Origin of the sequence: Acinetobacter sp. ACNIH2, assembly GCF_002934965.1 — a bacterium.
Taxonomy (GTDB): Bacteria; Pseudomonadota; Gammaproteobacteria; order Pseudomonadales; family Moraxellaceae; genus Acinetobacter; species Acinetobacter tandoii.
The window spans coordinates 1,029,808-1,056,234 of record NZ_CP026412.1; the positions used below are offsets into that span (position 1 = coordinate 1,029,808).

General features: G+C 41.5%; 26 protein-coding genes and 2 pseudogenes. 14 read left to right on the top strand and 14 right to left on the bottom strand.

What is annotated here, in order from left to right:
• Positions 1–2 precede the first annotated feature (2 nt).
• Positions 3–368, bottom strand: a pseudogene (locus C3F34_RS04805) (SAM-dependent methyltransferase); the annotation flags it as partial.
• Positions 369–408: 40 nt separating this feature from the next.
• On the opposite strand from C3F34_RS04805, the gene C3F34_RS04810 reads away from it, so the two are divergent.
• Entirely contained in the window at positions 409–1,071 is a 663-nt protein-coding gene (locus C3F34_RS04810) for an IS1595 family transposase (RefSeq protein ID WP_104440784.1), read from the top strand.
• A gap of 30 nt (positions 1,072–1,101) precedes the next feature.
• Here C3F34_RS04810 and C3F34_RS04815 read toward each other — a convergent pair.
• Positions 1,102–1,398, bottom strand: a pseudogene (locus C3F34_RS04815) (SAM-dependent methyltransferase); the annotation flags it as partial.
• Positions 1,399–1,485: 87 nt separating this feature from the next.
• Here C3F34_RS04815 and C3F34_RS04820 point away from each other — a divergent pair.
• The 3 genes from C3F34_RS04820 to C3F34_RS04830 all read left to right on the top strand — a co-directional run bounded on the left by C3F34_RS04820 (position 1,486) and on the right by C3F34_RS04830 (position 2,522).
• Entirely contained in the window at positions 1,486–1,659 is a 174-nt protein-coding gene (locus C3F34_RS04820; protein WP_016168349.1) for a DNA gyrase inhibitor YacG, read from the top strand.
• 160 nt (positions 1,660–1,819) lie between these two features.
• Entirely contained in the window at positions 1,820–2,002 is a 183-nt protein-coding gene (locus C3F34_RS04825) for a hypothetical protein (protein ID WP_016168350.1), read from the top strand.
• Positions 2,003–2,339: 337 nt separating this feature from the next.
• Positions 2,340–2,522, top strand: coding sequence for a hypothetical protein (locus C3F34_RS04830; RefSeq protein ID WP_016168351.1), 183 nt, complete (start codon positions 2,340–2,342; stop codon positions 2,520–2,522).
• 147 nt (positions 2,523–2,669) lie between these two features.
• On the opposite strand, the gene C3F34_RS04835 is transcribed toward C3F34_RS04830, so the two are convergent.
• The 5 genes from C3F34_RS04835 to C3F34_RS04855 all read right to left on the bottom strand — a co-directional run bounded on the left by C3F34_RS04835 (position 2,670) and on the right by C3F34_RS04855 (position 7,081).
• Positions 2,670–3,314, bottom strand: coding sequence for an MBL fold metallo-hydrolase (locus tag C3F34_RS04835; protein WP_016168352.1), 645 nt, complete (start codon positions 3,312–3,314; stop codon positions 2,670–2,672).
• Between the two features lie 15 nt (positions 3,315–3,329).
• Positions 3,330–4,343 carry a ferrochelatase gene (gene hemH / locus C3F34_RS04840; RefSeq protein WP_104441169.1) on the bottom strand — a complete coding sequence of 338 codons (1,014 nt, stop codon included), beginning with the start codon at positions 4,341–4,343 and terminating at the stop codon, positions 3,330–3,332.
• An 81-nt stretch (positions 4,344–4,424) separates the two neighbouring features.
• Positions 4,425–5,438, bottom strand: coding sequence for a DUF4062 domain-containing protein (locus tag C3F34_RS04845; protein ID WP_104441170.1), 1,014 nt, complete (start codon positions 5,436–5,438; stop codon positions 4,425–4,427).
• Positions 5,439–5,547: 109 nt separating this feature from the next.
• Positions 5,548–6,423 (bottom strand): glutamate racemase, encoded by an 876-nt coding sequence (murI, locus tag C3F34_RS04850; RefSeq protein ID WP_016168355.1) that lies wholly within the window; start codon positions 6,421–6,423, stop codon positions 5,548–5,550.
• A gap of 46 nt (positions 6,424–6,469) precedes the next feature.
• Complete coding sequence (locus C3F34_RS04855) at positions 6,470–7,081, bottom strand: DUF1285 domain-containing protein (RefSeq protein WP_104441171.1); 612 nt, start codon at positions 7,079–7,081, stop codon at positions 6,470–6,472.
• 187 nt (positions 7,082–7,268) lie between these two features.
• On the opposite strand from C3F34_RS04855, the gene C3F34_RS04860 reads away from it, so the two are divergent.
• On the top strand, positions 7,269–8,981 hold the full coding sequence (locus C3F34_RS04860) for an electron transfer flavoprotein-ubiquinone oxidoreductase (RefSeq protein WP_016168357.1): 1,713 nt from the start codon (positions 7,269–7,271) through the stop codon (positions 8,979–8,981).
• Between the two features lie 94 nt (positions 8,982–9,075).
• On the opposite strand, the gene C3F34_RS04865 is transcribed toward C3F34_RS04860, so the two are convergent.
• A complete protein-coding gene (locus C3F34_RS04865; RefSeq protein WP_104441172.1) occupies positions 9,076–9,603 on the bottom strand; it encodes a hypothetical protein in 528 nt (175 codons plus the stop codon).
• Between the two features lie 83 nt (positions 9,604–9,686).
• A complete protein-coding gene (tusA, locus tag C3F34_RS04870) occupies positions 9,687–9,944 on the bottom strand; it encodes a sulfurtransferase TusA (protein WP_016168359.1) in 258 nt (85 codons plus the stop codon).
• Positions 9,945–10,183: 239 nt separating this feature from the next.
• Here tusA and C3F34_RS04875 point away from each other — a divergent pair, with 239 nt between their 5' ends.
• Positions 10,184–11,023, top strand: a complete 840-nt coding sequence (locus tag C3F34_RS04875; protein WP_044740572.1) for an HlyC/CorC family transporter — start codon at positions 10,184–10,186, stop codon at positions 11,021–11,023.
• Positions 11,020–12,579, top strand: a complete 1,560-nt coding sequence (lnt, locus tag C3F34_RS04880) for an apolipoprotein N-acyltransferase (protein WP_104441173.1) — start codon at positions 11,020–11,022, stop codon at positions 12,577–12,579. Before C3F34_RS04875 ends, lnt begins: the two co-directional genes overlap by 4 nt.
• Positions 12,580–12,651: 72 nt before the next feature.
• Here lnt and C3F34_RS04885 read toward each other — a convergent pair whose 3' ends face one another.
• From C3F34_RS04885 to gspF, 3 genes are all read right to left on the bottom strand, one after another.
• Complete coding sequence (locus C3F34_RS04885) at positions 12,652–12,996, bottom strand: hypothetical protein (protein WP_044740574.1); 345 nt, start codon at positions 12,994–12,996, stop codon at positions 12,652–12,654.
• 275 nt (positions 12,997–13,271) lie between these two features.
• A complete protein-coding gene (gspG, locus tag C3F34_RS04890) occupies positions 13,272–13,709 on the bottom strand; it encodes a type II secretion system major pseudopilin GspG (protein ID WP_016168363.1) in 438 nt (145 codons plus the stop codon).
• Between the two features lie 31 nt (positions 13,710–13,740).
• Positions 13,741–14,946, bottom strand: a complete 1,206-nt coding sequence (gene gspF / locus C3F34_RS04895; protein ID WP_104441174.1) for a type II secretion system inner membrane protein GspF — start codon at positions 14,944–14,946, stop codon at positions 13,741–13,743.
• A gap of 152 nt (positions 14,947–15,098) precedes the next feature.
• Here gspF and C3F34_RS04900 point away from each other — a divergent pair, with 152 nt between their 5' ends.
• The 7 genes from C3F34_RS04900 to C3F34_RS04930 all read left to right on the top strand — a co-directional run bounded on the left by C3F34_RS04900 (position 15,099) and on the right by C3F34_RS04930 (position 22,715).
• A complete protein-coding gene (locus C3F34_RS04900) occupies positions 15,099–17,321 on the top strand; it encodes a primosomal protein N' (RefSeq protein WP_104441175.1) in 2,223 nt (740 codons plus the stop codon).
• Between the two features lie 55 nt (positions 17,322–17,376).
• The gene (locus C3F34_RS04905; RefSeq protein WP_104441176.1) at positions 17,377–19,218 is read left to right on the top strand and encodes a monovalent cation:proton antiporter-2 (CPA2) family protein; all 1,842 of its coding nucleotides are present in this window, start codon (positions 17,377–17,379) and stop codon (positions 19,216–19,218) included.
• Between the two features lie 50 nt (positions 19,219–19,268).
• Positions 19,269–20,144, top strand: a complete 876-nt coding sequence (locus C3F34_RS04910; protein ID WP_016168367.1) for an Hsp33 family molecular chaperone HslO — start codon at positions 19,269–19,271, stop codon at positions 20,142–20,144.
• 299 nt (positions 20,145–20,443) lie between these two features.
• On the top strand, positions 20,444–20,908 hold the full coding sequence (locus tag C3F34_RS04915; protein ID WP_104441177.1) for a DUF2147 domain-containing protein: 465 nt from the start codon (positions 20,444–20,446) through the stop codon (positions 20,906–20,908).
• Positions 20,909–21,059: 151 nt separating this feature from the next.
• Positions 21,060–22,016 (top strand): DnaJ C-terminal domain-containing protein, encoded by a 957-nt coding sequence (locus tag C3F34_RS04920; protein WP_104441178.1) that lies wholly within the window; start codon positions 21,060–21,062, stop codon positions 22,014–22,016.
• A 10-nt stretch (positions 22,017–22,026) separates the two neighbouring features.
• A complete protein-coding gene (locus C3F34_RS04925; protein WP_016168370.1) occupies positions 22,027–22,365 on the top strand; it encodes a chaperone modulator CbpM in 339 nt (112 codons plus the stop codon).
• An 89-nt stretch (positions 22,366–22,454) separates the two neighbouring features.
• The gene (locus C3F34_RS04930) at positions 22,455–22,715 is read left to right on the top strand and encodes a YdcH family protein (RefSeq protein ID WP_044740578.1); all 261 of its coding nucleotides are present in this window, start codon (positions 22,455–22,457) and stop codon (positions 22,713–22,715) included.
• Positions 22,716–22,855: 140 nt separating this feature from the next.
• Here the strand turns inward: C3F34_RS04930 and C3F34_RS04935 are convergent, their stop codons facing one another.
• Together C3F34_RS04935 and pnp are read right to left on the bottom strand one after the other, a co-directional pair.
• Complete coding sequence (locus C3F34_RS04935) at positions 22,856–24,091, bottom strand: magnesium transporter CorA family protein (protein ID WP_016168372.1); 1,236 nt, start codon at positions 24,089–24,091, stop codon at positions 22,856–22,858.
• A 197-nt stretch (positions 24,092–24,288) separates the two neighbouring features.
• The gene (gene pnp / locus C3F34_RS04940; RefSeq protein ID WP_171284989.1) at positions 24,289–26,376 is read right to left on the bottom strand and encodes a polyribonucleotide nucleotidyltransferase; all 2,088 of its coding nucleotides are present in this window, start codon (positions 26,374–26,376) and stop codon (positions 24,289–24,291) included.
• Between the last annotated feature and the right edge of the window lie 51 nt (positions 26,377–26,427).

Below are 26,427 nucleotides of genomic sequence, written 5' to 3' on the forward strand. Positions count from 1 at the left end.
GCTTATGCATCGCTTTGTGCAGAATCCGATTTAGGTATATTTACCCCTGCCAATGCCTGAAAATCATCAAAGCGCGTGGTGTAATTCTCAGGTTTTTGAATCAGTAATTGCTGACATAATTCTCCACGCTCCAAATATTTAATCTCAAAATGAGTACGTGCTGAATCAGAAGCAATTACCTCTTTTACATAAGGTAGCTTCCAAATCTCTTGTAGTTGTTGTTCTGCTTCGGCGATGTATTCTGGAATATTACTGGCTAGCGTAATCTGACCACCGACTTGCAATCTAGACAATAAAAACTCGAAGAATGGCATGTTCAACCAGCGCTGCGCAGGATTATGTGGCTCTGGATTCGGATATAAAATGAAAGGCTCTAGACTAGCAGACTAGTTATGTTGGTCTGTAATCATGATTAAAAACAGTAAATTAAGCCACTACAAGATTAAAAAAATCATTCAATGCTTTTGCATTGATATACCCGCTTCTAAAACTGCATTATTACTCAATTTAAATCGTAATACGATCAACTATTGGTACATGCTTTTTAGGGAAGCTATTTATGATCATCAAACAGATTTAAGAACTAAATTTGTAGGTTCTATTGAAGTGGATGAAAGCTATTTTGGCGCTAAACGACAACGTGGTTTTCATGGGAAGTTAAAACGTGGTCGTGGCACTTTAAAACAACCCGTATTTGGAATATTTGAACGGGATGGGCGTGTTTATACTGAAATCGTTCCTGACTGTAAAATGAAGACTTTACAAAAGGTTATCTTAGGTAAGGTGGCACTAGAAAGTGTCATTTATAGTGATGGATGGCGAGGCTATAATGGTCTAGTTGATGTTGGTTATTCAAAGCATTTCAGGGTAAATCACGGAGCAAATGAGTTTGCTAGAGGACAATGTCACATAAATGGAATAGAATCATTTTGGAGTTTCTGTAAACGAAGATTATCCAAGTTCAATGGTATCTCAAAAGATTATTTTGACTACCATCTGAAGGAGTCTGAATGGCGTTGGATGAGAGAACCTAATGAGTTAGCAACTGAGTTGTGGAACATCATTAGATAAAATTAAGTATAAATCTGCTAGTCTAGAGCCAATGAAAAATTGCTGAACTTGTTGAGGTGCCAAAGCATGGACAATCCACGGCAAAGCATCAGCATGCACAGTTTGTAAATTTGTTTGCCCTTCTAATTGATGCTGTTTTTGCATCGCCACAAACTTCTCGCGGGTTCGTTCTATGGCAATTAACTTGCTTTCTGGATGCTCACGAGTAAACAACAAAGCATGCTTGCCTTTACCCGCACCAATTTCCACACAAATCGGGGCTGAATCGATCATAATAAAATCACGAGGAGCATGCATGTGCTGTGCTTGAAATTGACGAATCGGCATAATCAGATCAAACTAAATAAAATCTGCGCAAGTCTAACACTGCACCAAGCTTTGACCAAATATCTTCCCCGCTATCAGGAGCCTCTTATGCCGAAGACCTTTGCTTGCCCACGTTGTGGCAAACCTTCAACTTGGGAAGGCAATCCATATCGACCATTTTGCTCTGAGCGTTGTAAATTGATCGATTTAGGTGCTTGGGCAAATGATGAATACAAACTTCCTACGCAAGATGCGCCTCAAGCAGAAAATTCAGAAGAATAGCGCTTTACTTTTACAATTCATCATATCGACATACAAATCATTAATTATTTTATACATGATTATTATTTGCACAGATGACTTTTGGGCACCATAATATATCTAATGAGAATCATTCTATTCTTTGATTTTATTGTGCTGTGTTCTATTTTGAGAATTTCCCATGAAAGAATTAATCTTAAAAATATTCTTCTACCTTTCTATTGCCCTCACTTTCTGTAGTTTTATTTTGGCCGTTTATGCTCAGGATCTGATGTTCGCCGGAATTGGAGTTTTATTAGCAATTGCAGCGGTATTATTAGGTTTAGAAAGTAAGCAATTTTTGGCAAACCCATTCCGAAAATAATCCACATTTGTAAAGGTCGGACGATTCAAAACTAAACATAAGTCACTGCCTACATCTCATAAATGTTAGACCGTTGTTTTTCAATTTTTTGATCGACCTTTATTTTAAGGACTCAGTAGGAACAGAAAAAATTGACTTTACTGAAGAAATTAACCAACAAATGTTTTCGACAAATACTATATCTCCATAGCACTTCTCCATAAAAACCTAAACCAGTTATCATTTTTTCAACATTTATGTAGATTTTAATAAAAACCTCCATATAATGCATAAAATCTTACGCATCAAGTAACAAATTGTTAAATGCGTACCTTTATGCCAATACATGGAATCTCCTATGAAAGAATTAGTTCTAAAGTTCTCTTTCTATCTGCTGATTGTTTTAACCTTATGCGCTGTTACTCTGAGTCTATTCACTCACGACATGATGATCATGGGTGTAGGTATTCTATTGGCGGTGGCTACACTTTTACTTGGGCTTGAGAAAAAACAACACAGAGCAGATCCTTTCAGAAACTAATATTCAGCAATTGGATTGACACATAAAAAATGGGAGTCCAACGCTCCCATTCTTTATCAAAAAAAAATTTGATTTATAGACCATTCAACAACATTTCATTTTACGCTTGTTTTCTGTTTACTTTGCGACTCGTCCTCTGACACAGAACTAACCCGCTTTACTGGCCACAAAAGGATTGTGCTGTTTTTCGAAACCGATTGTGCTGAGTGGTCCATGTCCAGAAATAAATTGCGTTTCATCAGGTAAGCTAAAACATTCACGCTGAATTGAGTCGATCAATTGTTGATGATTCCCGCGAGGAAAATCGGTACGCCCAATTGAACCTTTGAACAGCACATCTCCAGTCCATAACAAACCATAGTCTGCGTTATAGAACATGACATGCCCTGGTGTATGACCAGGTGCAAAACGGACTTCAAAGCTTTGTTCACCTAAGTGTAATGTTTCACCACCTTCAAGCCACTGCGTCACTTGAACTTTTTCTGGGATTGGAAAGCCATAACGCTCGGATACCTCTTGCAGCATATCCAGCCAAAATTGATCTTCCTTATGTGGGCCAATGACGGGGATATTCCAAATGCGACTTAAAGTACCTACTGCACCTGCATGGTCTAAATGCCCATGCGTTAACCACAGTGCTTTTACCGTTAACCCCAATGCTTCAACTTCAGCCTGTAATTTCTCAGGCTCACCCCCTGCATCTATCAGTACTGCTTCTTTACTTTCAGAATCCCAAACAATAGAACAGTTCTGCTGAAATGCAGTTACAGGTACAATTTTCACTTGAAGCATAGTCGCTGGTCTCTCTTAGGCAGATGCTAATGTTTGTTTCAAACCATCAAGATTAGCTTGCAATAAGCACAAGAGCAATTGCAGATGGTCTTCACGTGCATTCAAGGCAGGAATATACACATATTGCTCACCGCCCAATGATAAAAATAATTCGGCATTCTGAATAGCAAGTTCTTCTAAAGTTTCTAAACAATCAGCAGAAAATGCAGGACTCATGATTTGAACCGACTTAATCCCTTGTGCTGCCCAATCTTGCAATAATTGGTCTGTATAAGGCTTGACCCATTCCTGCTTACCAAAACGTGACTGGAAGCTAATGGCCCATTCTTCATCATTTAAATCCAGAGCCTGAGCCAACAATTGAGCTGTTTTACGACAACGGTCTGCATAAGGATCTCCCTTATCAGCATAAGGCTGTGGAATGCCATGAAATGACATCAAAAGCTTTTCCGCGCGACCATGTTCCGCCCAATACTCTTTTACACTCTGGGCCAAAGACTGAATATACAAAGGATGCTGATAATAATCACGGACAATCGAAAGTCCAGGCAAATTACGCTGCTTTTGCATCCACTGTGCCAATAGATCATATAAAGGGGCTGTCGAAGTCGCTGAATACTGTGGAAAAAGTGGCAGTAAAAGAATATGATCTTGCGGATTTTGAGTCATTTGCTCAAGAACTGTACTCATTCCAGGTTGACCATAGGTCATGGCAGGAACCACGTTTAACTCAAACTCTGGATACGCTTTTGTTAAAGCTGCTCGAACTTGCTCCACCTGCGCCAATAAAATTTCACGCATGGGAGAATCTACTGACCATACACTGGCATAAGCATGCGCAACACGTTTCGGACGAAACGGTAAAATAAATAAACGTAAAATGACTTGCCATAACGGCTTTGGAATTTCAATGACACGTTGATCAGAAAGAAACTGTTTTAAAAACTTTCTGACCGCAGGTGCAGTGGGTGCATCGGGCGTGCCTAAATTGGCTAAAATAACGGTGATTTTTGCTTTTTCCGCAGGCATGAGTTGACCTTTATTTCCAATTTAACCCACTCACTTTAACAACTTTTTAATGAAATGAAATATGAATAAATACAATTCTCTCTATAGAGAAACACGATTATCCGAAAGCAAATGACTTTCGAGTAAATTATGCCCTTTCTGGGTTAATTTCCATAACATGCGTTGACGGTCATCCCGTCCAGCCGGACTGATCCATTCATTTTGACGCATCTGCATTTTAATATTATGTAATGCGCGAATATTGATTTGTGCACGGGCAACCGCATGTGCCCGAGGCATTTCGATGCGCGCATCGGCCAATCCAATTTCATTTAAATATTCATTCATGCGTTTAGAAAAATATTCTTCAGGTGTTGGGTTTAAAAAAGTACTGCCCAATACCGCCAAGAGCTGCGACCAAGTTAAGGTTTTCTGAATCTTCAGTTCTTTAAAATTACCATCCTGATAAGCATGTACACGATATTCAAAACTAAAGGCTTCATTCATTGCCACTTTCGGCAAGGTTAAAAATGGGTCGATTTCACGTGTGCCTAAATCTTGTTCTAGCTGATTAATTTTAGCCTTCAAACGGTCAATTTCATCATGTAACTTTTGTGCATTTTGAGGTCGCACCCAACCTGTAGTTGGATAACGCTCCAACATTTGCGTCATATTTAAACGCACAGCCATTTCTAAATCACGCAAGGTTCGGTAGGTAAAAACCTGATCAACTTCTTGCTGTAACAGTTTCCGAAACTCGCTAAATTTTTCTTTCAGCTCTGGTTTCTGGTCATGTAAGGCAGGATCACGTGAGGCAGGATCTTCATGCATAAATACGATAATGGGTTTTTGCTTGGTCACAGCATAAATATATTCCAGATGCATATAACCCACACCAGAAACCGACTGTTCGCCATATTGGCTACCCAAAAGTATAATAACATAGTCACAATCATCAATTTGGCGGCGTGCAAAAGCGGTGCTTAATGGTGTTCTTTGTTCCAGTCCCCACGAAAAAAATCCCATGCCCACTAAGGTTTGAGACAAAATCATGCGCTCTGGCTGCATATCTGCTCCAGAGGTCGAAATAAATATCTGATAACGCTTATCGATCATTGGTTATCCTCACCTTTTCTTTTGCATACCGCAATCAAAGTCTTACAGTATGACAACCCCAATTTTTAATATTGATACTCAAGTTTTAAGACGGATTATTGTTCTGCATTTATTTCATGACAATATTCGCAATACTCCAACTCAAATCAGGTGGAATGAGATGTTGCACAATCGATTCTAAATGCTTGGCATTATTTCCACTGACATAACATGCTATCCGTGGTAAACCATCCTTCCGTCTCTGTTCAAATAATAACTCATTTTTTAACAAAATACGGGAAGTTTGACGAGCAACGGCATATCCAGAGTCAATTAATGTCATTTTTTGCCCAAAAATTGATTCAATTGCAGGTTTTAAGAACGGATAATGCGTACATCCTAGTACCAAATAGTCCGCACCCTGATCGACTACGGGTTGTAAAATGCGTTTTAAGGTATCTAGGCAGGCTGTACTCATTTGCTGACCACTTTCGACAAAAGGCACCAAGTCCAAACACGTCACTGCTAAAACATTCACCTGAGAAGGAATAGCAAAACGCTGTACCACTTCATTAATCAACTTGCCACGAAATGTCGCAGGTGTTGCCAAAACTGCAACCGTTTTGCTTTGACTTTGCAGTACGGCTGGCTTTAACGCAGGCACTAAGCCAATAATCGGGAAATTTTCTCCGTAATGTTCACGTAAATAATCCAGACTAAAAGCTGAGGCCGTATTACATGCAACCACAGCGACTTTACAGCCTTGTCGGTATAACCACTCTATGGCACGTGCCGTCAGTTCACGAATTTCCTGATCCTCACGTGGACCATAAGGCACATTCGCTGTATCTGCAAAATAAACGATGCGTTCATTCGGCAAATAATGTGCAATTTCCTGCGCCACTGATAACCCGCCAATACCTGAATCAAAAATTCCAATGGGTGCATCCGATTGCGCTTTAGGCATGGGATCAACTAAGGGGTAAATCGGATGAATGGCTGTCATAACACACTATTGACGATGAAAGATCAGAATGAATAAAGCTTAAACCTCAGGTGCCCAATTGCAAGTGAAAATCACCACTTTGTAGGCTTAAAATGGTATCGCCTTGCTTATTTTCAACCAACTCGCCCATTTCAATGAGATGAAAAAAAGCGGAACGCTGAATTAAGGCATTTATTCCAAAGCGCACATGTACATAAGGACGTAACTCTCCGGCAAATTCACGCATGAAAATTGGATGTTCAGCATCCACAATAATTAGATCAGCATTGGTTGTGGTGAATTGAATATATTTTTTGTCTGCAATGACCGTAGAGTCAACTCGATTGACGAACAAAGGTTCATCTTCAACCTCGATTTCAATTTGCTCTACAGGTGTCCTTAAATAAAACCGCCCTTCTTCTTTCCAAAGCACACTTGAAAACAGGTCTAATAAAGACTGGCGCTTAATCAATTGACCTTCGTGCCACCATTCTCCGTTAGCCAAAACCTTCAAATCCATTTTGCCACAATGCTTTGGCTGCCATTGCGCCATAGGGGGAATTGACCTTTTGTGACCGCTCTGTGCACTTTTTAAGTATTGTGCAATACTCATTATGTTTTTATCATCATTTTTCGCTGTATTATTCGTCGCATTGTTGGAATTAGTTTGATTTACCATGAATTAATGCCTACATGACGTAAAAATATTATGATTCAGCCAATTGGCTAGACCACGGTTTAAAACTATACTAGCCCACAATATAAAAGGCATGATAATCCATTTGTGCCGACTATTTAAGAACACTCATGGCAGCACTGTAAAGAGTCATACAGTTGCCACCTTTAAGTAATATGAGGAGTCCTACATGGAACACATCGAACGTGAATCGATGGAGTTTGACGTCGTTATCGTAGGCGCAGGCCCTGCAGGTCTTTCTGCTGCGATCAAAATTCGTCAACTTGCGATTGAAAACAATTTATCTGATTTATCCGTTTGTGTGGTAGAAAAGGGCTCCGAAGTCGGTGCACATATTCTTTCTGGTGCTGTACTAGAACCACGTGCGATTAACGAATTATTCCCAAACTGGAAAGAAGAAGGTGCGCCTTTAAATGTTCCTGTAACGGAAGATAAAACCTATTTCTTGATGTCGCCTGAAAAAGCACAGGAAGCACCGCATTGGATGGTGCCTAAAACCATGCACAATGATGGCAACTACGTGATTTCGTTAGGTAACGTGGTACGTTGGTTAGGTCAAAAAGCGGAAGAGCTTGAAGTTTCGATTTTCCCAGGCTTTGCTGCGGCCGAAGTACTTTACCATGAAGATGGTACTGTAAAAGGGATCCAAACAGGTGACATGGGGATTGGTAAAGATGGCGAACCTACGCATAACTTCACCCCAGGTTATGAATTGCATGCCAAATACACCATTTTTGCAGAAGGCTGTCGTGGTCATTTAGGTAAGCGTCTGATTGCCAAATTTAATTTGGACAAAGATGCAGACCCACAGCACTATGGTATCGGGATTAAAGAACTTTGGGAAATCGATCCTGCAAAACACAAACCAGGTTTGGTGATGCACGGTGCTGGTTGGCCTTTAAGCGAAACAGGTTCTTCTGGCGGTTGGTGGTTATATCATGCTGAAAACAACCAAGTGACGTTGGGCATGATCGTGGATTTATCTTATGAAAATCCACACATGTACCCATTTGCAGAAATGCAACGCTGGAAAACTCACCCGCTGGTGAAACAGTACCTAGAAGGTGGTAAGCGCATTTCTTATGGTGCGCGTGCCGTAGTAAAAGGTGGTTTCAACTCATTACCGAAGTTCACTTTCCCTGGTGGTTCTTTAATTGGTGATGATGCAGGTTTCCTGAACTTCGCTAAAATCAAAGGCTCTCACACGGCCATGAAATCTGGCATGTTGTGCGGTGAAGCTGTATTTGAAGCGATTCAAGCTGGTGTTGAAAAAGGTGGTGATCTGGCGATTGCCCGTGTAACCGAAGGTGAAGACTTCTTCGCGAAAGAACTCACGGCTTATACTGAAAAATTCAATAACAGTTGGTTAAAAGAAGAGTTATACAACGCCCGCAACTTTGGCCCTGCGATGCACAAATTCGGTCAATGGATGGGTGGTGCATTCAACTTCATCGACCAGAACGTGTTTAAAGTGCCGTTTACACTACATGACCTTGTGCCTGACTTTAGTGCATTAAAAACAGTAGATGCAGCAACATTTAAACCAAACTATCCAAAACCAGATGGTAAATTGACCTTTGACCGTTTGTCTTCTGTTTTTGTTTCGAACACCGTGCATGAAGAAAACCAACCTGCACATTTGAAACTCACTGATGCTTCAATTCCTGTGAACGTGAACTTACCAAAATGGGATGAGCCTGCACAGCGCTACTGCCCTGCGGGTGTTTATGAAATCATGGAAAATGATGATGGTTCAAAACGCTTCCAGATTAACGCAGCGAACTGTGTTCACTGTAAGACCTGTGACATTAAAGATCCATCACAGAACATTACATGGGTAACACCAGAAGGTGGCGGTGGTCCAAACTACCCTAATATGTAAGATCAGTAAAAAGTGTCGAGCTCGTCTCGACACTGCTGTTCAATCAAAATAATTTCTTCATCAAAACTCCCTTCAATTTGAGGGGAGTTTTTTATTAAAACATCGTCGATTTTTGCCCAAACACCATGACTGTTGGCCCAATCGCTGTATGCTCGGCACCGTAGTCCTGATGAATCTCTATTCGATAATCATCACATTGATAGGTGTATTTATTCTTCTCTTGCACCCAACCTTTCTGGGCCACTTTAAATTTTTTAAGAATTCTGCTTTTAAAAAGATCCAAATCCGTCTCATAATTTGCCATAGAACCATCCAGAAAACTTAAACTGAATGAAGTGATGACTTTAGTATCTGGATCATAACGAATATGTTGAACTGAACTCACGCCTGTTTTTTTAATCTGAGCATCAGTCCCATCCGTAAACTTTAACTGGTAATTATTCCCCCCTAAAACCACAGATTTTGCTGTAGGGTGAAGCTTTTGAAACTCTCGGATACTCTGCCCGACCTTTAAACCCGCAACATTCATGGTTTGTACTGGAATTTCACAAGGTTTTGCCCATGCAGTTGAACCGAATAAGGCAAAAATAGCAAACCCTAAGCATAGAGGAATACTTTTCATCTTTATGTCCTAAAATGAGCTGTATTAATTGTTTTAGTCGTTATTCGACTCAAACCCATGTACTAAAGCTTAAGACATTTGCTTTAGCCCTTTTTCACCAAGTAATGAAATTCTTTATTACCATTTTCATCTAAGCGTTCTTCTTGCAACAACAACTCATGGCCTAAATGCATACAAAATTTAGGAATATCCCACGAAGTTGAATTGTCTGTTGCGAAGACCTCAACCACATCTCCAGATTTAGATTTACGGATAGCTTGATGCAACATCATTACTGGTTCAGGGCAACGTAATCCACGGGTATTTAATTGCAGGGTCGGGGTTACAGAGGATTCAGACATCAAGGAACTCTTCATACATTTTCAGCGTTATTCTAACATAAACTCGAAATGACACAGCAGCACTTACCCTGCTTATCTGTTGAGCAAGCAAACGTGTGACGTTTAAAGTTTAGGTCTATTTAATTCAGTAAAAGATGACGATAACATTCATATTTTGCTGTACTTTTTGCATAGACATCTGCATTTTCTAAGGTATGATGAAAATAATTTTTTGATATTTAGCATCTTTAGGAAAGATCATGCACGATGAATCAAGCCCGTCGTGGGGTATGCGTGGCTTAAGAAAATGGTTAGGAATTGCACCAGAAACTCGCGACGAATTGCTCAAACTCGTACAAGATTCACGTCGTTTTTTAGAGCCAGATACGGTTGCGATGCTTGAAGGCGTATTCGATCTTCCAGCGACAAAAATCCGCGAAGTCATGACACCGCGCACAGCCATGATTAGCCTGCAAGAAGATGATGAATTACTCGATATTTTGCATGTCTTGATTGAATCAGCACACTCGCGCTTTCCTGTTTTTTCATCAGATCAACCCGATAACGTAGTTGGTATTTTATTGGCGAAAGATTTATTGCCTTTCTTGACCGAAAAAGCCAGCAAAGTCGATATTCGCATGCTCATGCGTCAGCCTTTGTTTGTGCCAGAAAGTGCTCGCTCTGACCAAGTATTACGTATGTTGAAAAACACCCAGACCCATATTGCTGTGGTGATTGACGAATATGGCACGACATCTGGTCTAGTTACCCTCGAAGATATTCTGGAAGAGATTGTCGGTGAAATTGAGGATGAACACGACAAAGTGGATGAAGAAGCTTCCTATATTGTGCCTGATGATGACCCAAAAACGGCCAATACTTGGTTAGTTCAAGCACTTACACCAATTGAACACTTTAACAATCTTTTAGATGCTGATTTTCCTGATGATGAAGTAGAAACTATGGGCGGTTTGTTGCTTCAAGAAATTGGTTTAGTGAGCGATTTACAAGGTCAAGTGATTGAAATTGGAGATTGGGAATTTACCATTGTAGAAGCAGATGCACGTACTATTCATCTGATTCGAGCTGTCCTTAAATGAGAACATACTTTCATGCGCTGTTGAAGTCTTCACAACAACAAAAACAGCTACCCATGATTTTACCTTTTATTATTTCCCTTTGCTCGGGTGCCATGTTGAGTTTTTCCTTGGCACCTTACTATTATTGGTGGATTGCTCTACTTTCCCCTGCCTTACTCTACGCCTGCTTACGCCAGCGTTCAGCCAAACAAGCATTCTTGATTGGCTGGGGGTACGGCTTCGGACTGTGGTTTGTCGGTGCTTTTTGGCTCTATACCTCCATCCATGTCTACGGCGATACCAGTGCCGTGCTCAGTGTACTCATGATTGCTATTATGGCTCTCGTAATGGGGCTATTTACTGCACTACAAACTTGGATTTACCGTCGTTTTTTCCCAGAAACACCTCTCACCTTTGCCCCGCTTTGGGTGTTTTTTGAATGGGCGAAAACATGGGTATTTACTGGTTTCCCTTGGTTGTTTGTAGGCTACGCATTTACCGAACGTTTCCTCGACGGCTATGCTCCACTATTTGGTGTATTCGGGGTGTCTTTCGTCGTCATCCTTTTGGCCTGCGCGATTGTAGAAATCCTCAACAAACGCCTATTCTGGTTAGTTCCTTCCCTGATTTTACTGCTCGGAGCTTGGGGGGCTGCACAACTTCAGTTTGTTCAACCTAAAAATGAAAAACCACTTTCGGTTTCTCTGATTCAGGGCAATATTCCGCAAGACTTGAAATGGCTGACCGAATATCAAACCCAAACCTTAATGATTTATGCTGAACTCAGTCGTAGTGAATGGGGACGTGATTTAATCGTTTGGCCAGAATCATCTATTCCAATGTTCCAAACCGACATTCAGCCATTTTTAGATGCTATGAAAGTCCAAGCTCAAAAAACGGGAACGGGATGGGTCACAGGAATTCCTTATTGGGATTTAAAAGCATCTCAACAACATGGTAGTCCGATGTTCTATAACAGCATCATGGCTTTGGGCAGCCAATCCGAAGGATTGTATAAAAAACAACGTCTGGTGCCGTTTGGCGAATATATTCCCTTATCAGGTATGCTGAGTTGGGTATTGCCTGCATTACAAAATGACCCTGCGATGAGTGGTTTTTCACGTGGTGCATCCGATCAGCAACCCCTACATATCAAACAGCATAATTTAGCAGCAGCAATTTGCTATGAAGTGGCTTATCCGAACCTGACGCGACGGAATGCCAGCAACAGTGACTTCCTTGTGACCGTTTCCAATGATGCGTGGTTTACAGGTACGGCAGGCCCTTGGCAACATTTACAAATGGTACAAATGCGTGCCAAAGAGAATGGTCGTTGGTTTATACGTGCCACCAATACTGGTGTTACTGCCTTTATTGATCACCAAGGACATATTGTGCGCCAAGCGCCGATTGATCAAAAAGCAGTACTGCGGGGTGATTTACCTGCAATGCAGGGTCAAACACTGTACACCCGTCTGAGTGACTGGCCAATTCTCATTTTCTCAGCGTTACTTTTGATTATGGGTTGGTTCTTCCGCCCACGAAAAGTTGATGTTTCATTTAAAAGCAGACGCTAATAAAAAAGGGAGATTTTAAAATCTCCCTTTTTTATTCTGATGTTGAATCAAACCGCAGAAATATAGAATCAATTAAAACATTGAAGCAAACTGAGTCGCGAAATAAGCGACCAAGCTAGATAAAAACAGCATCGGCACATAACGATAAGCATGAAAAATTTTCTGCTCAACGACAGAATGGAGACTTTGAGACTGCCAGACAGTTGCTTTTAGTGCAGTCATAAAACATACCACTAACCAAGCACTCATAACACTCAAGGTAAAAAAGCCAATCATAATCTGGCTACTGCCTTCGGCACCTTGCCATAAGCTCACTGCCCCATTCATCATCGGCAATACTGTTAAAATCAATAGAACAGATTTCAGCATCGCCCAATGAAATTGGGTGATTTCATCTGATAAAACGAATGCTTTCATTCTATTCCCCATCACATTTTTGTTCTTAAAATCATTATGCTAGGTTTTTTTTAAATAAAAAGTTTATTTATCAACATACTTGACAATTTTTGTAAACATTACGGTTAAGAATAATTCTTATTATAACTCTCAAAAACTATTTATTATATTTAATCATTAAAATTCAAATATTTATATTAAAACAAATAAATAAGAAAGATTATCACTTTATTTTTAATTGAGTCATTCAATAAAATAAAGTGATAATTTCCATCGATTAATTCAGGTGATATTGATTAAGGTTGATAATAAATATCAGCATCCGTCCCTTCACCACCTTCTTTACCATCGGCACCAAATGAATATAAATCAAAAGCACGACCTTCAGCACCAGGAATAATATACTGAATATCATTTTCCCAACTGTCTTTTGGATAGCCGCCTTTAACATAGCCCCCTTGCATCCAGTTCTTTGCCGATGCGGGTTGGTTCACCAAAGCATCCAGACCACCATCTTGCATAGAAGGGTATTTACCGTTATCTAATTTATATTGATCCAGCGCACCTGCAACCCCCTTTAAGGTGATCACCGTAGTATCCACTTTTGCTTTTTCACCACGTCCCATGACATTCGGTACAATCAGCGCAGCCAATACCCCTAAAATCACAATCACCACCATCACTTCAATTAAAGTAAAACCGGATTGTTTGGTTTGATATTTATTCACTTGCATTCAACCACTCACTTTTCAATCTTTATATTCTTTAAATCATATTGTTCATATTAACGATCGGCAGCATCACTGCAATCACAATCACCAATACAATACTGGCCATGAGCACTAACATTAACGGCTCAAGTAACGCCAATAAAGTCGAAATCAGGGTTGTGACTTCTCGATCTTGCATTGTAGATGCGCGCTCCAACATGCGATCTAACTCACCTGAGGCTTCACCACTTTTGATCATTTGTACCATCATCGGGGGGAAATAACCACTGCGCTCCAGTTGGGTTGCCAAGTTGCCTCCTTCCGTGACTTTTTCAGCCGCCAAATCAACTGAATCTCGAATCACCCAGTTACTGCTGACCGCAGCGCCAATACGTAATGCATCTACGAGCGGTACACCTGACTTGGTCAAAATAGATAAAGTGCTCGCAAGACGTGCAGAATTAATACCACGCGATAACTTACCAAATAATGGTAATTTGAGTGTTAAACGATCAAAAGCATAATGTCCTGCTGTACTCTTTAAAAACCGTAACAGAAATATGATTGCCACTACCGTTGCAATTACTAAAAATGGCCAAGCCACGCGAATAAAGGCACTGGCTTTCATCAAAGCAACTGTAATCCAAGGCAAAGCATCTTTATTTTGATCGAAGGTTTTGACAATATCAGGAACCACATAGGTCATTAGCCCCATCACAATCGCAAAAGACATCAACATTAAAATAATTGGGTAGATCATGGCACCTTGAATTTTCTTTTGCATGGCAAAGCGATTCTCGGTGTAATCTGCCAATTGCTCCAAAATCAAATCAAGATGTCCAGAGCGCTCACCTGCCGCAATTGTTGCGCGGTACAGTTCGGGGAAACGCCCAGATTGCTGCAAGGCATTGGCTAGAGAGTGCCCTTCCAAAACTTTGGAACGAACCGACACAATTAATTGTTGCACATGGGCTTTTTCACTTTGTTTGGCAACCGCTCGCAAAGCTTCCTCTAGAGGAATCGCCGCAGCGACCAACACCGACAATTGACGGGTAAAAAGAGCTAAATCATAGGCGGTGATCTTTTTTTGAAACCAGCGTGATCCCTGCTGTTTAGTTTTGTGTTCTACAGGATCAACACTAATCGGGATGAGTGATTTCTCACGTAGTTGCTGACGTATTTGTCGTGCCGAATCACCTTCTAGCACGCCTTTTTGCTGCTTCCCTAAAGCATCAATGGCGGTAAATTGATATGCAGGCATTGTAATGCTCTAATTTTCCGAAATTTCCTTCAGCGCTGTTGCGTCTGACCCCTAAAATCATTCATATTCTTCAATATAAATTTTATTTGCACACTCTAACATAACTCAAGACTTCACACGACGAACATTCAGCTGGAACCTTTGACCCTTTTATGCCAAACACAGTATCGCCCCCTTTCGTGCCTTATCGGATTCGCGTAGCCGTTCCAGCCCATGTTTACGACTGCTTCGACTATCAGATTTCCGCAGAGGATTATGCGCAGGCGAAAGTCGGAGCGCGTGTTGCTGTGCCCTTTGGATCTCGAAATTTAATTGGGGTGATTATGCAAAAACTCACACCTGATACTCCTGAGAATCCCAAGTTTAAGCTAAAACCCATTCAAGCTTTGCTAGATGACGATGCCATTCTAGATAATAAAGTTTTAACTTTGTTGACATGGGCCGCACAATATTACCAATTCCCGATTGGTGAAGTGATGCAGAGTGCTCTGCCGACCTTATTACGGCAAGGCAAACCTTATGATTTACTGGCACATATGTGGCTTCTGCTAGACCAACATGCTGAGGACAAAATCAAGCGTTCTGAAAAACAACAACATGCCTATAAAATTTTAAAATTACACCCTGTAGGTACCTCAGAAAATATTTTGAATTTAGCGGGCATTGAAACCGCCACCTTAAAAGCTTTGGAAAAGAAAGGCATCTGTGAGGCTTATTTAGAACAAAAAGATTTTAGCCCACAAGCCCTGAGTTTGGCGCAAATGCCACTGACCGCCAACCCCGATCAAAAGCATGCCATTCAGCAGGTGCTAAAATCACTCTCGTCTTATCATGCCTATTTACTGGATGGTTTAACGGGTAGTGGTAAAACTGAAGTTTACTTGCAAATCATGTACGAGGTCCTGAAGCAAGGCAAACAAGTGTTGGTGTTGGTACCTGAAATTGGGCTGACACCCCAAACCATTAGTCGCTTTCAATCGCGCTTCCACTGTCATATTGCCCTGCTGCATTCGGGACTGACGGATGCCAAACGCTTGCAAGCATGGCAAAGTGCGCAAATGGGTAAAGCTTCGATTATTTTAGGCACACGCTCCGCCATTTATACCCCGTTGCATAATTTAGGTTTGATCATTTTAGATGAAGAGCATGATCTCTCTTTTAAGCAGCAAGAAGGTTTTCGTTATCATGCGCGTGATGTCGCGCTCTATCGCGCGCATTTGGAAAACTGCCCCATTATTTTGGGTTCAGCAACGCCGAGCATGGAAAGTTATGCACTGGCCGATCAAGGTAAACTGACCCGACTAGAATTAAATGAACGTGCAGGCACGGCACTGTTGCCTAAGTTGCACATCTTGGATTTAAAAGTCGGGCGCAAACAGTATGGTTTTAGTCAGTTTTTACTGGATGAAATGCACAAGCGTCTGGCGCGCAAAGAACAGGTACTGATTTTTCTCAATCGACGAGGCTATGCCCCTGTATTGATTTGTGAAAGTTGTGCTTGGCAAGCGAAATGTCCGCATTGTGACGCCAATTTCACCTTACATACTCAACCTTATCAGCATTTGCATTGTCATCATTGTGGCACCATTCATCGCATGCCAGATCATTGCCCGCAATGTCATCATACTGAACTCAAACCGATTGGTATGGGGACTGCCAAAGTTGAAGAAAGTTTAAAAGAACTCTTTCCAGAGTTTGAGGTCATTCGGGTGGATCGAGACTCCACCAGTCGTGTCGGTAGTTGGCAAAAAATTTATGATCGCATTCAAAAAAGTGAGCCGATTATTTTACTTGGCACGCAGATGCTCGCCAAAGGACATCATTTTCCCTATGTGTCTTTGGTGGCAATTTTGGACATTGATTCAGGCTTACTGAGTGTCGATTTTCGTGCACCAGAACGCACTGCCCAACTCATTGTTCAAGTGGCGGGCCGCGCAGGTCGTGGTGAGAAAAAAGGCGATGTCTATTTGCAGACCCTGCGCCCAGAACACCCTTTATTACACACCTTAGTAGATGGCGATTATCGACAATTTGCCCGTCAAACGTTGAAAGAACGACTACAAGCATTGTTCCCACCCTATCGTTATGCGGCGCTGATTCGCTGTGAGTCGAAAAGTCAGGAACAAAATCAGCAATATCTGACTGAACATGCACAACAACTCCGTCAGATTTCCGAACTCAACATCGATATTTGGGGACCAATTCCCGCCCCGATGGAACGTAAAGCAGGTCGTTATCAAGCGCATATGGTGTTATTTTCCCAAGATCGGGCTCGTTTACATTACTACTTAAGAGCTTGGTGGCAAAATATGTTGCAGCACAAGCCTTCCAGCATGAAACTTAGTTTGGATATAGACCCACAGGAATTGAGTTGAGTCTAAACCAGTACTTCAGCAATTGATCACAACTTTTTAATTTCAGGACAGATGCATGTCGTTATTGTTGCAAATCACGCTTTTTTTAGGTGCAGCGCTGATGGTGGTGCCACTACTGAAACGATTCGGCATTGCTACAGTCTTAGGCTATCTCATCACAGGGATTCTTTTGGGACCTCATGTGCTGAACATTGCCAATGATCCCGAAGCGATTCAACAACTTGCTGAATTTGGCGTCATTCTTTTGATGTTTTTAATTGGGTTGGAGCTACGACCACAACGGCTTTGGACGATGCGTCAATCCATTTTTGTGATGGGCAGTGCGCAAGTGGGTATCACTGCGGTGGTGATTGGCACTATTCTGTTTTTCGTGTTGCAACAAGGCATTGCTGCCAGTTTGGTGATTGGTAGTGCACTGGCACTGTCATCTACCGCCTTCGTATTACAACTGCTCACAGAAAAGCAGCAACTCAATACCAGTTATGGACAGCAATCTTTCTCGATTTTACTGTTTCAAGACATCGCAGCGATTCCTCTGATTGCCGTGATTCCTCTTCTGGCAGGTGTGGAATCAACGCATTATGGCATCGCCTATTTTGCTGCGATTATCGCAGCATTTACGGGGCTATTTTTATTCAGTCGCTATCTGATTCGTCCTTTTTTTCGCTTTGTAGCAAAAACAGGTGCGCATGAACTGATCACCGCAGTGGGCTTATTTATTGTTTTAGCCGTAGTGATGTTGATGGATCTACTCAATATCAGCACCACACTAGGTGCATTCTTAACGGGAGTATTATTGGCAGATTCCGAGTTCCGACATGAACTGGAAGCCAGTATTGCACCATTTAAAGGACTGCTACTGGGTCTATTTTTTATGACGGTGGGCATGCTGACCCCGATTCATATTTTATGGCAACAACCTGTGTTTATTCTCGCAGGCGCAGTACTCCTCTTACTGGTTAAGTTTACGACACTTACGGCGATTGCTCGCTATTATCAGGTCTCTTGGCCCAACAGCTTGCTGCTTGCCAGTTGTTTGGCACAGGGCGGAGAGTTTGCCTTTGTGGTGTTCAGCGTAGCACAAGATGAACAACTCATTTCTGCTGCCAGCATTGCACCCATCACCCTCATCGTGATTATCTCCATGATGTTGACTCCGATTTTGTATTGGGTGATTCGTCAAGGTGTAGTGCCGCGTCTTACGCCTATTACCGTCCCTGAATATGATGATATTCCTGAACAACACTCTGCCATGATTATTGCGGGCTTTGGTCGGTTTGGACAAATCATTGCCCGTGTCGCGCATTTACAACATCAACAATTTACCGCTATCGACAGTAATTTAGAAAAAGTCGATTTTGTACGTAACTATGGTGGTCATTTATATTATGGCGATGCCACCCACCCTGATATTTTAAGAGCCGCAGGGATTGAACAGGCCAAGGTATTTATTCTTGCCATTGATGACATTGAAGACTCGATGAATGTGGCACGGCATATCCGCCTGAATTACCCCGAGTTACAGTTATTAGTCAGAGCACGAGACCGACATCATGTACACTTATTACGTGACTTGGGTGTACAACATATTTGGCGAGAAACCTATTTATCATCACTTGGGATGGCATATAAAGCCTTACGTGACTTGGGTATTAGTGATACTGATGCCCAAAAAAGTATTGAGTTATTTCGCGATTATGATGAACAGCTCTTGGCACAGCAACAACGCGTCTATACCGATGAACAAAAGGTATATGAGTCGCACCGAAACGCCCTTGCTGAACTGGAACATTTGTTTGAACGCGATACAGAAATTCGTGCAGTCGAAACAGGCGTGAATTTACAACGTGGTTTAGATTCTACCCGAATAGATGTAACACGAGATGAAGCAAAATGACTTGTGTTTTACAATATTGCCACCATTAAAGCAGGGTTTTGGAGAAAATTATGTCTGATATACGTCAACGCTTTTATATTGAAGATTGCCCTGTTCGTGGTGAAGTCGTTCATTTGGAAGCAACCTTACAAACGATTCTTGCCCAACGTGACTACGCACAAGCTGTACAAATTTTACTGGGTGAAATGCTCAGTGCCACGGCCTTGCTTGCCAGTACACTAAAAATTAAAGGGCGTATCAGCTTACAAATTCAAGCCTCTGGAACATTTAAATGGGCCATGGCGGAATGCAACCATTTGGGTGAAGTTCGTGCCTTAGCCGACTACGAAGAAGATCCTCGTTTCCAAGCAGCAACTGACAGCAGCACCGTACTAAAATCACTGACTAATCCTATTCTGTTTATTAACATTGAACCTGAATTTGGTGAGCGTTATCAAGGGATTGTACCGCTTGATCAAACGACCCTAGCGGGCTGCTTGATGCAGTATTATGATCTTTCTGCACAAATTCCTACCCGCATTGTTTTGGCCAGTACAGCACAACGCTCAGGTGGTTTACTCATTCAATTGCTACCACGTATTAGTGAAGAAGAACAGCAACGGATTGATGAAGATTTATGGCCACGTCTGACCATGCTCACAGAAACTTTAAAAGCTGATGAACTCACTGAATTAGCAGCCAATGAAATTCTGTATCGTCTATACAATGAAGAAGATGTGCGACTACCTGAAATTGAACAACTCAAATTTGGCTGTACCTGTTCTAAAGATCGCTGTGCTAATGCCTTACAACAAATTGGCGTAGAAGCAGTGCGTGAAACATTAGAACATCAAAATCCAATTACCATGGATTGCCAATTCTGTAATACCCAATATCAGTTCACAGCCGAAGAAGCTCTGGGTTTATTCGGCGAACATTTAAGTTAAACATTCGTTAACTTTGCCTCTGCCTGTTGTTATGCAGCCCATTGATATGCAACAGGCAGTTTTCTACGCCTTAATATAGATAAGCTCTAAGAACATTCCATGTCCACTTGCTATGCCAAAGCGCCGATTTCAGTGCATTTGGAGCAATATGATATATTCAACGTATAAAAAGATACGCTAAAATTGCGTGACGAAGATAACAATTTTTTTGTTGAACTACGTCTCTTCATGATAAGAAATCCATCATTTTAATATGTGATTCATTCAAACTTAACGGATATACACTGAGGTAATTTTTCATGGGAATTCGTTTTCTTTCCCGTACGGTTTTCATTACAACTTTGCTGTGCAGTACTTACAGCTTAGCAAACACTGACCCCCTGATTGGCAAATGGAAAACCGTGGATGATCGTACAGGTCACTCACTGGCAGATGTCATCATCAGTAAAAACCAGCACAATGTCTACAGCGCACAAGTGATCGAAATACGCTCATTGTCTGGCAAAGAGAAACTGACCACTTGCCAAAAATGTACAGGCCATTTAAAAAATCAACCGATGATCGGCTTAACTATTTTATCAGGGTTAAAGAAAAATCCTGAAAAACACAACGAATATATTGAAGGTAAATTTCTTGATCCACTTTCAGGACAGCACTATGTTTCGGAAGCACATTTAGTTCAGGAAGCCAGATATCTGCAAGTTCGTGCTCAAGAGACAGGCTCCTCGAATGTCCGCCTGATGACATGGATTAAAGTCCAGTAAATTAAAACCCTACCGTACTAGGAAAAAGCCCTCCGTGGGCTTTTTCTTATTGTTATAATTTGAAACAAATACGAACAGTTCTACACTACTTCCCTCTTTCCCAAAGACATCATAATATTGATTAAAATACCATCAATTTTATTAAATACGTATGTCTAAAAACTATTATGAAATTCTGGGAGTTCCACGCGATGCTCCTCCTGACCAAATAAAAAAAGCCTATCGAAAGCTGGCGCGAAAGTACCATCCCGATATCAGTAAAGAAAGTGATGCTGAAGCTCGTATGCAAGAAGTCAATGTCGCATACGATACGCTCAGCAATGAAGAGAAGAAAAAAGAATATGACTTCATCTTAGACCATCCTGAAGGTTTTTCAGGGTTTGGGGGACAAGCAGGCGCGTCTGGATTTGATGATGCTCAATTTTATCGACAAGGATTTAATCAAGGCAGTACATCCGATTTTTCAGGCTTTGAAGACCTATTTGGTCGCTTTGGAACAGGTTTTGGCGGAGGGAATTATCAATATAAACAGAGACAGCAATCTTTTCGGGGTGAAGACCAACACGCCAAGCTTGAAGTCGACTTAGATGTTGCCTTCCACGGCACTTCACAGCAGATTACCCTGCAAATTCCAACCATCAATGCGTATGGAGAGCCAGAAGTTCAGCGCAAGACCTTACAGGTCAAAATTCCAAAAGGAATGAAAGAAGGACAGCAAATTCGTTTGACTGGGCAGGGACAAGTCGGTGTACGCGGTGGCGAAAATGGCGACCTGTATATCGAAATTTATTATAAGGATACTGCGCAGTATCGCGTTGAAGGTGCCGATATTTATTACACCATTCCCGTGACGCCATGGGAAGCAGCCTTGGGACAACAAATTGAGTTACTCACACCTGCAGGTACGAAAGTTCAGGTAAACCTACCCAAAAATGCGAAAACAGGACAACAATTACGTTTAAAAAATCAAGGAATTCCCAATAAAACAGCAGGACATTTATTCTTAATTCTAAACATTGTGAATCCACCTGCACAAAACGCTGAGCAAGAACAAGCTTACCGAGCTTTTGCTGAAGCCTTTAAGCAGTTTAAGCCTCGACAACTTTAAGGAGAACGCTATGACAACCATTCATTATCGAGAAATTATTTGCGACGGTTATAGCACCGCAGAGATCGTCGATGAACATCGTAGTTTCGATTTAAAACACTTTGCCGAAGCCTGTGGTCAAAGCCCAGAATGGGTTTTACAACTGTTGGAATACGACATTTTACCGACACGCCCAGAAGAGCGAATTCATCAATTCTTTGGCGAAGACGTTACACGTGCGCGTAAAGCCTATCGTTTACAACGTGACTTTGATGCCAGTTTTTCTGCAGTTGCCATGATGTTGGATCTGATTGATGAAGTACAACAACTCCGTCGCCAAGTTCGACATGCTCATATACAAGACTCATAAATCCAATATACAGCCCGTTCCTTGATCTTAATCCATCATTGAACGGGTTAGTGTTCTTTTATCATTCACTTGAGAGAAATACGGTTATCATGAAAACAAAAGAATGTAACAAGAAAGTGAAACTCATGTTCCCTGAACACCGCGAAGTTATTCCTCAACTACGTCAGGATAATCCGCACTTTGCGAAAATTTTCGAAGAACATGCCGAACTAGATCAGGAAATTTGTCGCCGCGAACTTAATCCTGTCTCTCGTATCAATGATGATATTGAAGCTTTAAAGCGCAAAAAACTTCGTCTCAAGGATGAAATTTATCGCCTACTACAAAATCATACCAATTCACAAATCTAAGTGAGTTCGGAACATGTACTGCGCTTTATTCATCTATTTATACGTGCATTAGAATAAAATCAGATCATGCTATTTTGCCTATATAGAGCATAGAAAATGAAGATGTCAGTTTTATGACATCTTCTTGTATTTGATCGTGATTATTTTAATTTTGTCAGTTTTTCCACTTCTTTCAAGGTGACTTTGACCCCTTGCTTAATGGGTTCGTAATCTAGGAACCAGAGTAAACCCACATGCTGATCTTGGTGTTGTTGCGCCAGCATATCAATCACGCTTTTTTCACCACGTCCCACCAAGTGACGACGATAGAAATACAAAATCAACCAGACCGTCGTGATCAACATCACCATCAACATTAACCAGAACCCAATCGGAGATTTCAGCCCTGGAATAAACTCAAAGTTCATTCCATATATCCCTGTCAGTAAGGTTAATGGTGCAAAAATTGCGGTAATAATCGCCAAAATTCGCATGTTTTCATTGGTTTGGTTCGCAATCGCTGAAAAATGTAATTCGATTGCTGCCTGTACGGCACTCCGTAAACGCGTCGTATGTTTTTGAATACGCTCGACATGACTGACCAAATCATCAGTACGCACCAACACTATATCGCGTTTTTCAGAGCGCTTTTTCGGTTTTAAATGGGAATAGTTTTCTACGATTTCATCACGTAATTCTTGTAAGACCTCGATTTGTTCTTCGCACAGATTTTCAATTTGCTGAAATGCCATGTTTTCCTGTAGTAACTGATTCCATTTGGCAAAACGGCGGTGTCCTTGTAATAACTCTTGTTGCCAATATTCCACACGTCGGGTGAGTGGCACTCGCAAATCCAAGTAACCATCGACCATGGCATTCAATAAACGCAATGCTAAATCTAAAGGGCTATGTGACAGTTTACGAGGCTTGTTTTGCTCATCCATAGTACGTGCTGCAATTGAATCTATCCGTTCAATATACTGCTCGATAATTTGATTTCCTTGCTCCCGCACCGTAATCAAGACTTGTGATGTCAGAACAAAACTAATAGGTGTCGTGGAGAGTCCAAAGAAGCGCTCATGTTGCTCTAATGCTTGCTCCCCTGTCTGGATCTTGTCATCTGGAGTAATCAATTTACGGAAAATGAGCAGGTCATAATCTTCCATTGCATCAAAAGCACATGGATGCTCCAAATTCAAAATATCTTTGACATGAAATTCATTTAAGCTCACCCCTGTCATTTCAAACATTTGCTGTTGCCAATGTTCGGCATGATTGACCAGATCTTCACGGGTACTATCAATCCAGATGAACTCAGGCTCAACGTGATCCAATGCCTGTTGTTGTACGTAAATATAAGCATCCGTCGGATGTTGATAAAAATAGTAGCTTTGCATCTATCCAGTCACTCTATTCCGTCAATCTTGTTGTTTATTTCGTGGTGTTGAGTGTAATGCATTCTGCTTAGGATATTCATTTTTATCGCAATTTCACCACAAACTTTATCGCTTTATGCAGTGATTCAATAAAATACTGAGGCATAAAAAAAGCCCACTCAATAGAGCAGGCTTTTTATTAAAAGATGATTAAAGCATTAAACTTGTTCAACATCTTTCATCGTTAACTTGATACGACCACGGTTGTCGACATCTGCAACTTGTACTTTCACTTCTTGACCTTCAGATAATACGTCTGCAACGTTGGCAATACGCTCATTTGAAATTTGTGAAATATGAAGCAAACCGTCAGTACCAGGAAGGATATTTACGAATGCACCGAATTCAACAATACGAATGACTTTACCTGTGTAAATCGTACCTGGTTCAACTTCAGCAGTCAGTGCTTGGATTTTCGCAATTGCAGCTTGTGCAGCCGCTTTAGTTTCACCAAATACACGAACTGTACCGTTATCTTCGATATCAATTGCTGCTTTAGTTTCTTCAGTAATCGCACGGATGGTTGCACCACCTTTACCAATGACATCACGAATCTTGTCTGGGTTGATGTTGATGACTTGGAATGTTGGTGCATGCATTGAAATTTCAGGGCGTGCACGTGAAATCACTTGGTTCATCGCGTTCAAGATATGCATACGACCTGCATATGCTTGGTTTAACGCAACTTCCATAATCTCTTCAGTAATCCCTTCGATCTTGATGTCCATTTGAAGTGCAGTAATACCGTTGGCAGAACCTGCTACTTTAAAGTCCATGTCGCCAAGGTGGTCTTCATCACCCAAGATGTCAGAAAGAACTGCGAAACGCTCACCTTCTTTTACTAAGCCCATTGCGATACCAGCAACTGGTGCTTTCAATGGAACACCTGCATCCATAAGTGATAATGAAGCACCACAAACAGAAGCCATTGAAGAAGAACCATTCGATTCAGTAATGTCAGATACGATACGGATGACGTACGGGAAGCGATCAGCCGCTGGAAGAACAGCTTGCACACCACGACGTGCTAAACGACCATGACCAATTTCACGACGTTTAGGACCAGATTCACGACCAGTTTCGCCTACAGAGTATGCAGGGAAGTTATAGTGCAACATGAAGTTGTCAGTTTTAGTACCCGCTAAAGTATCCACCATTAACGCATCACGTGTGTTACCCAGTGTCGTGGTCACTAATGCTTGCGTTTCACCACGTGTGAACAATGCAGAACCGTGTGCACGGTCTAATACGCCAACTTGTACGTCTAATGCACGAACAGTTTTCGTGTCACGACCATCGATACGTGGCTTACCAGAAAGGATGTTGTCACGTACAGTACGGTATTTCAAATCTTCGAACAATTCGTTCAAGTCATCAGCAATACCCGCTTCATCATTTTCAGGAACGAATTGCGCTACTGCTTCTGCTTGAATCGCGTCTAATGCTGCATAACGGTCTTGCTTAACCGCAATGGTATATGCTTCAGAAATTTTCGCTTCAAACGCTTCTTTCAATTTAGTACGAAGGTCTTCATTTTTCGCTGGTGCAGTCCAAGTAGACTCTGTTGCACCCGCAGCAGCAGCAAATTCTTTAATTGCTTGTACAGCAATTTGCATTTCGTCATGACCGAAAAGCACTGCACCTAACATTTGATCTTCAGAAAGTTCTTTCGCTTCTGATTCAACCATCAGCACTGCAGATTCTGTACCAGCAACCACAAGGTCAAGGTCAGATTGCGCCATTTGTTCAAAGTTCGGGTTAAGAACATATTCACCGTTGATTAAACCAACACGCGCAGCACCAATTGGACCACGGAACGGTGTACCTGCAATTGCAAGCGCGGCAGAAGTACCTAGCATTGCAGCGATGTCAGCTTCCATTGATTTGTCAGAAGACACAACTGTTGCCGTCACTTGGATTTCGTTGTAGTAACCTTCTGGGAACAATGGACGAATTGGACGGTCAATTAAGCGTGAAATTAAAGTTTCAGCTTCAGAAGCTCGACCTTCACGCTTGCCATAACCACCTGGAATACGACCCGCAGCATATTGTTTTTCTTGGTAGTTAACAGTTAAAGGGAAAAAGTCTTGACCCGCTTTAGCCGTTGGTTGAGCCACAACTGCAACCAGTACAGTTACGCCACCCATCGTGATCACAACCGTGTTTGCTTGACGTGCAACACGACCTGTTTCAAGTACTACATTGTACTGACCGTATTGGAATTCTTTACGAATAATATTAAACATAGACATGTATTTTTTTCCTAGTTCTTGTGAACAGCTATTCTAGTGGAGACC

Bases quoted from the DNA above. Each gene is read 5' to 3' on its own strand.
- C3F34_RS04810 (WP_104440784.1), top strand. From the start codon at position 409: ATGATTAAAAACAGTAAATTAAGCCACTACAAGATTAAAAAAATCATT.
- C3F34_RS04820 (WP_016168349.1), top strand. From the start codon at position 1,486: ATGCCGAAGACCTTTGCTTGCCCACGTTGTGGCAAACCTTCAACTTGG.
- C3F34_RS04825 (WP_016168350.1), top strand. From the start codon at position 1,820: ATGAAAGAATTAATCTTAAAAATATTCTTCTACCTTTCTATTGCCCTC.
- C3F34_RS04830 (WP_016168351.1), top strand. From the start codon at position 2,340: ATGAAAGAATTAGTTCTAAAGTTCTCTTTCTATCTGCTGATTGTTTTA.
- C3F34_RS04835 (WP_016168352.1), bottom strand. From the start codon at position 3,314: ATGCTTCAAGTGAAAATTGTACCTGTAACTGCATTTCAGCAGAACTGT.
- hemH (WP_104441169.1), bottom strand. From the start codon at position 4,343: ATGCCTGCGGAAAAAGCAAAAATCACCGTTATTTTAGCCAATTTAGGC.
- C3F34_RS04845 (WP_104441170.1), bottom strand. From the start codon at position 5,438: ATGATCGATAAGCGTTATCAGATATTTATTTCGACCTCTGGAGCAGAT.
- murI (WP_016168355.1), bottom strand. From the start codon at position 6,423: ATGACAGCCATTCATCCGATTTACCCCTTAGTTGATCCCATGCCTAAA.
- C3F34_RS04855 (WP_104441171.1), bottom strand. From the start codon at position 7,081: ATGGTAAATCAAACTAATTCCAACAATGCGACGAATAATACAGCGAAA.
- C3F34_RS04860 (WP_016168357.1), top strand. From the start codon at position 7,269: ATGGAACACATCGAACGTGAATCGATGGAGTTTGACGTCGTTATCGTA.
- C3F34_RS04865 (WP_104441172.1), bottom strand. From the start codon at position 9,603: ATGAAAAGTATTCCTCTATGCTTAGGGTTTGCTATTTTTGCCTTATTC.
- tusA (WP_016168359.1), bottom strand. From the start codon at position 9,944: ATGTCTGAATCCTCTGTAACCCCGACCCTGCAATTAAATACCCGTGGA.
- C3F34_RS04875 (WP_044740572.1), top strand. From the start codon at position 10,184: ATGCACGATGAATCAAGCCCGTCGTGGGGTATGCGTGGCTTAAGAAAA.
- lnt (WP_104441173.1), top strand. From the start codon at position 11,020: ATGAGAACATACTTTCATGCGCTGTTGAAGTCTTCACAACAACAAAAA.
- C3F34_RS04885 (WP_044740574.1), bottom strand. From the start codon at position 12,996: ATGAAAGCATTCGTTTTATCAGATGAAATCACCCAATTTCATTGGGCG.
- gspG (WP_016168363.1), bottom strand. From the start codon at position 13,709: ATGCAAGTGAATAAATATCAAACCAAACAATCCGGTTTTACTTTAATT.
- gspF (WP_104441174.1), bottom strand. From the start codon at position 14,946: ATGCCTGCATATCAATTTACCGCCATTGATGCTTTAGGGAAGCAGCAA.
- C3F34_RS04900 (WP_104441175.1), top strand. From the start codon at position 15,099: ATGCCAAACACAGTATCGCCCCCTTTCGTGCCTTATCGGATTCGCGTA.
- C3F34_RS04905 (WP_104441176.1), top strand. From the start codon at position 17,377: ATGTCGTTATTGTTGCAAATCACGCTTTTTTTAGGTGCAGCGCTGATG.
- C3F34_RS04910 (WP_016168367.1), top strand. From the start codon at position 19,269: ATGTCTGATATACGTCAACGCTTTTATATTGAAGATTGCCCTGTTCGT.
- C3F34_RS04915 (WP_104441177.1), top strand. From the start codon at position 20,444: ATGGGAATTCGTTTTCTTTCCCGTACGGTTTTCATTACAACTTTGCTG.
- C3F34_RS04920 (WP_104441178.1), top strand. From the start codon at position 21,060: ATGTCTAAAAACTATTATGAAATTCTGGGAGTTCCACGCGATGCTCCT.
- C3F34_RS04925 (WP_016168370.1), top strand. From the start codon at position 22,027: ATGACAACCATTCATTATCGAGAAATTATTTGCGACGGTTATAGCACC.
- C3F34_RS04930 (WP_044740578.1), top strand. From the start codon at position 22,455: ATGAAAACAAAAGAATGTAACAAGAAAGTGAAACTCATGTTCCCTGAA.
- C3F34_RS04935 (WP_016168372.1), bottom strand. From the start codon at position 24,091: ATGCAAAGCTACTATTTTTATCAACATCCGACGGATGCTTATATTTAC.
- pnp (WP_171284989.1), bottom strand. From the start codon at position 26,376: ATGTTTAATATTATTCGTAAAGAATTCCAATACGGTCAGTACAATGTA.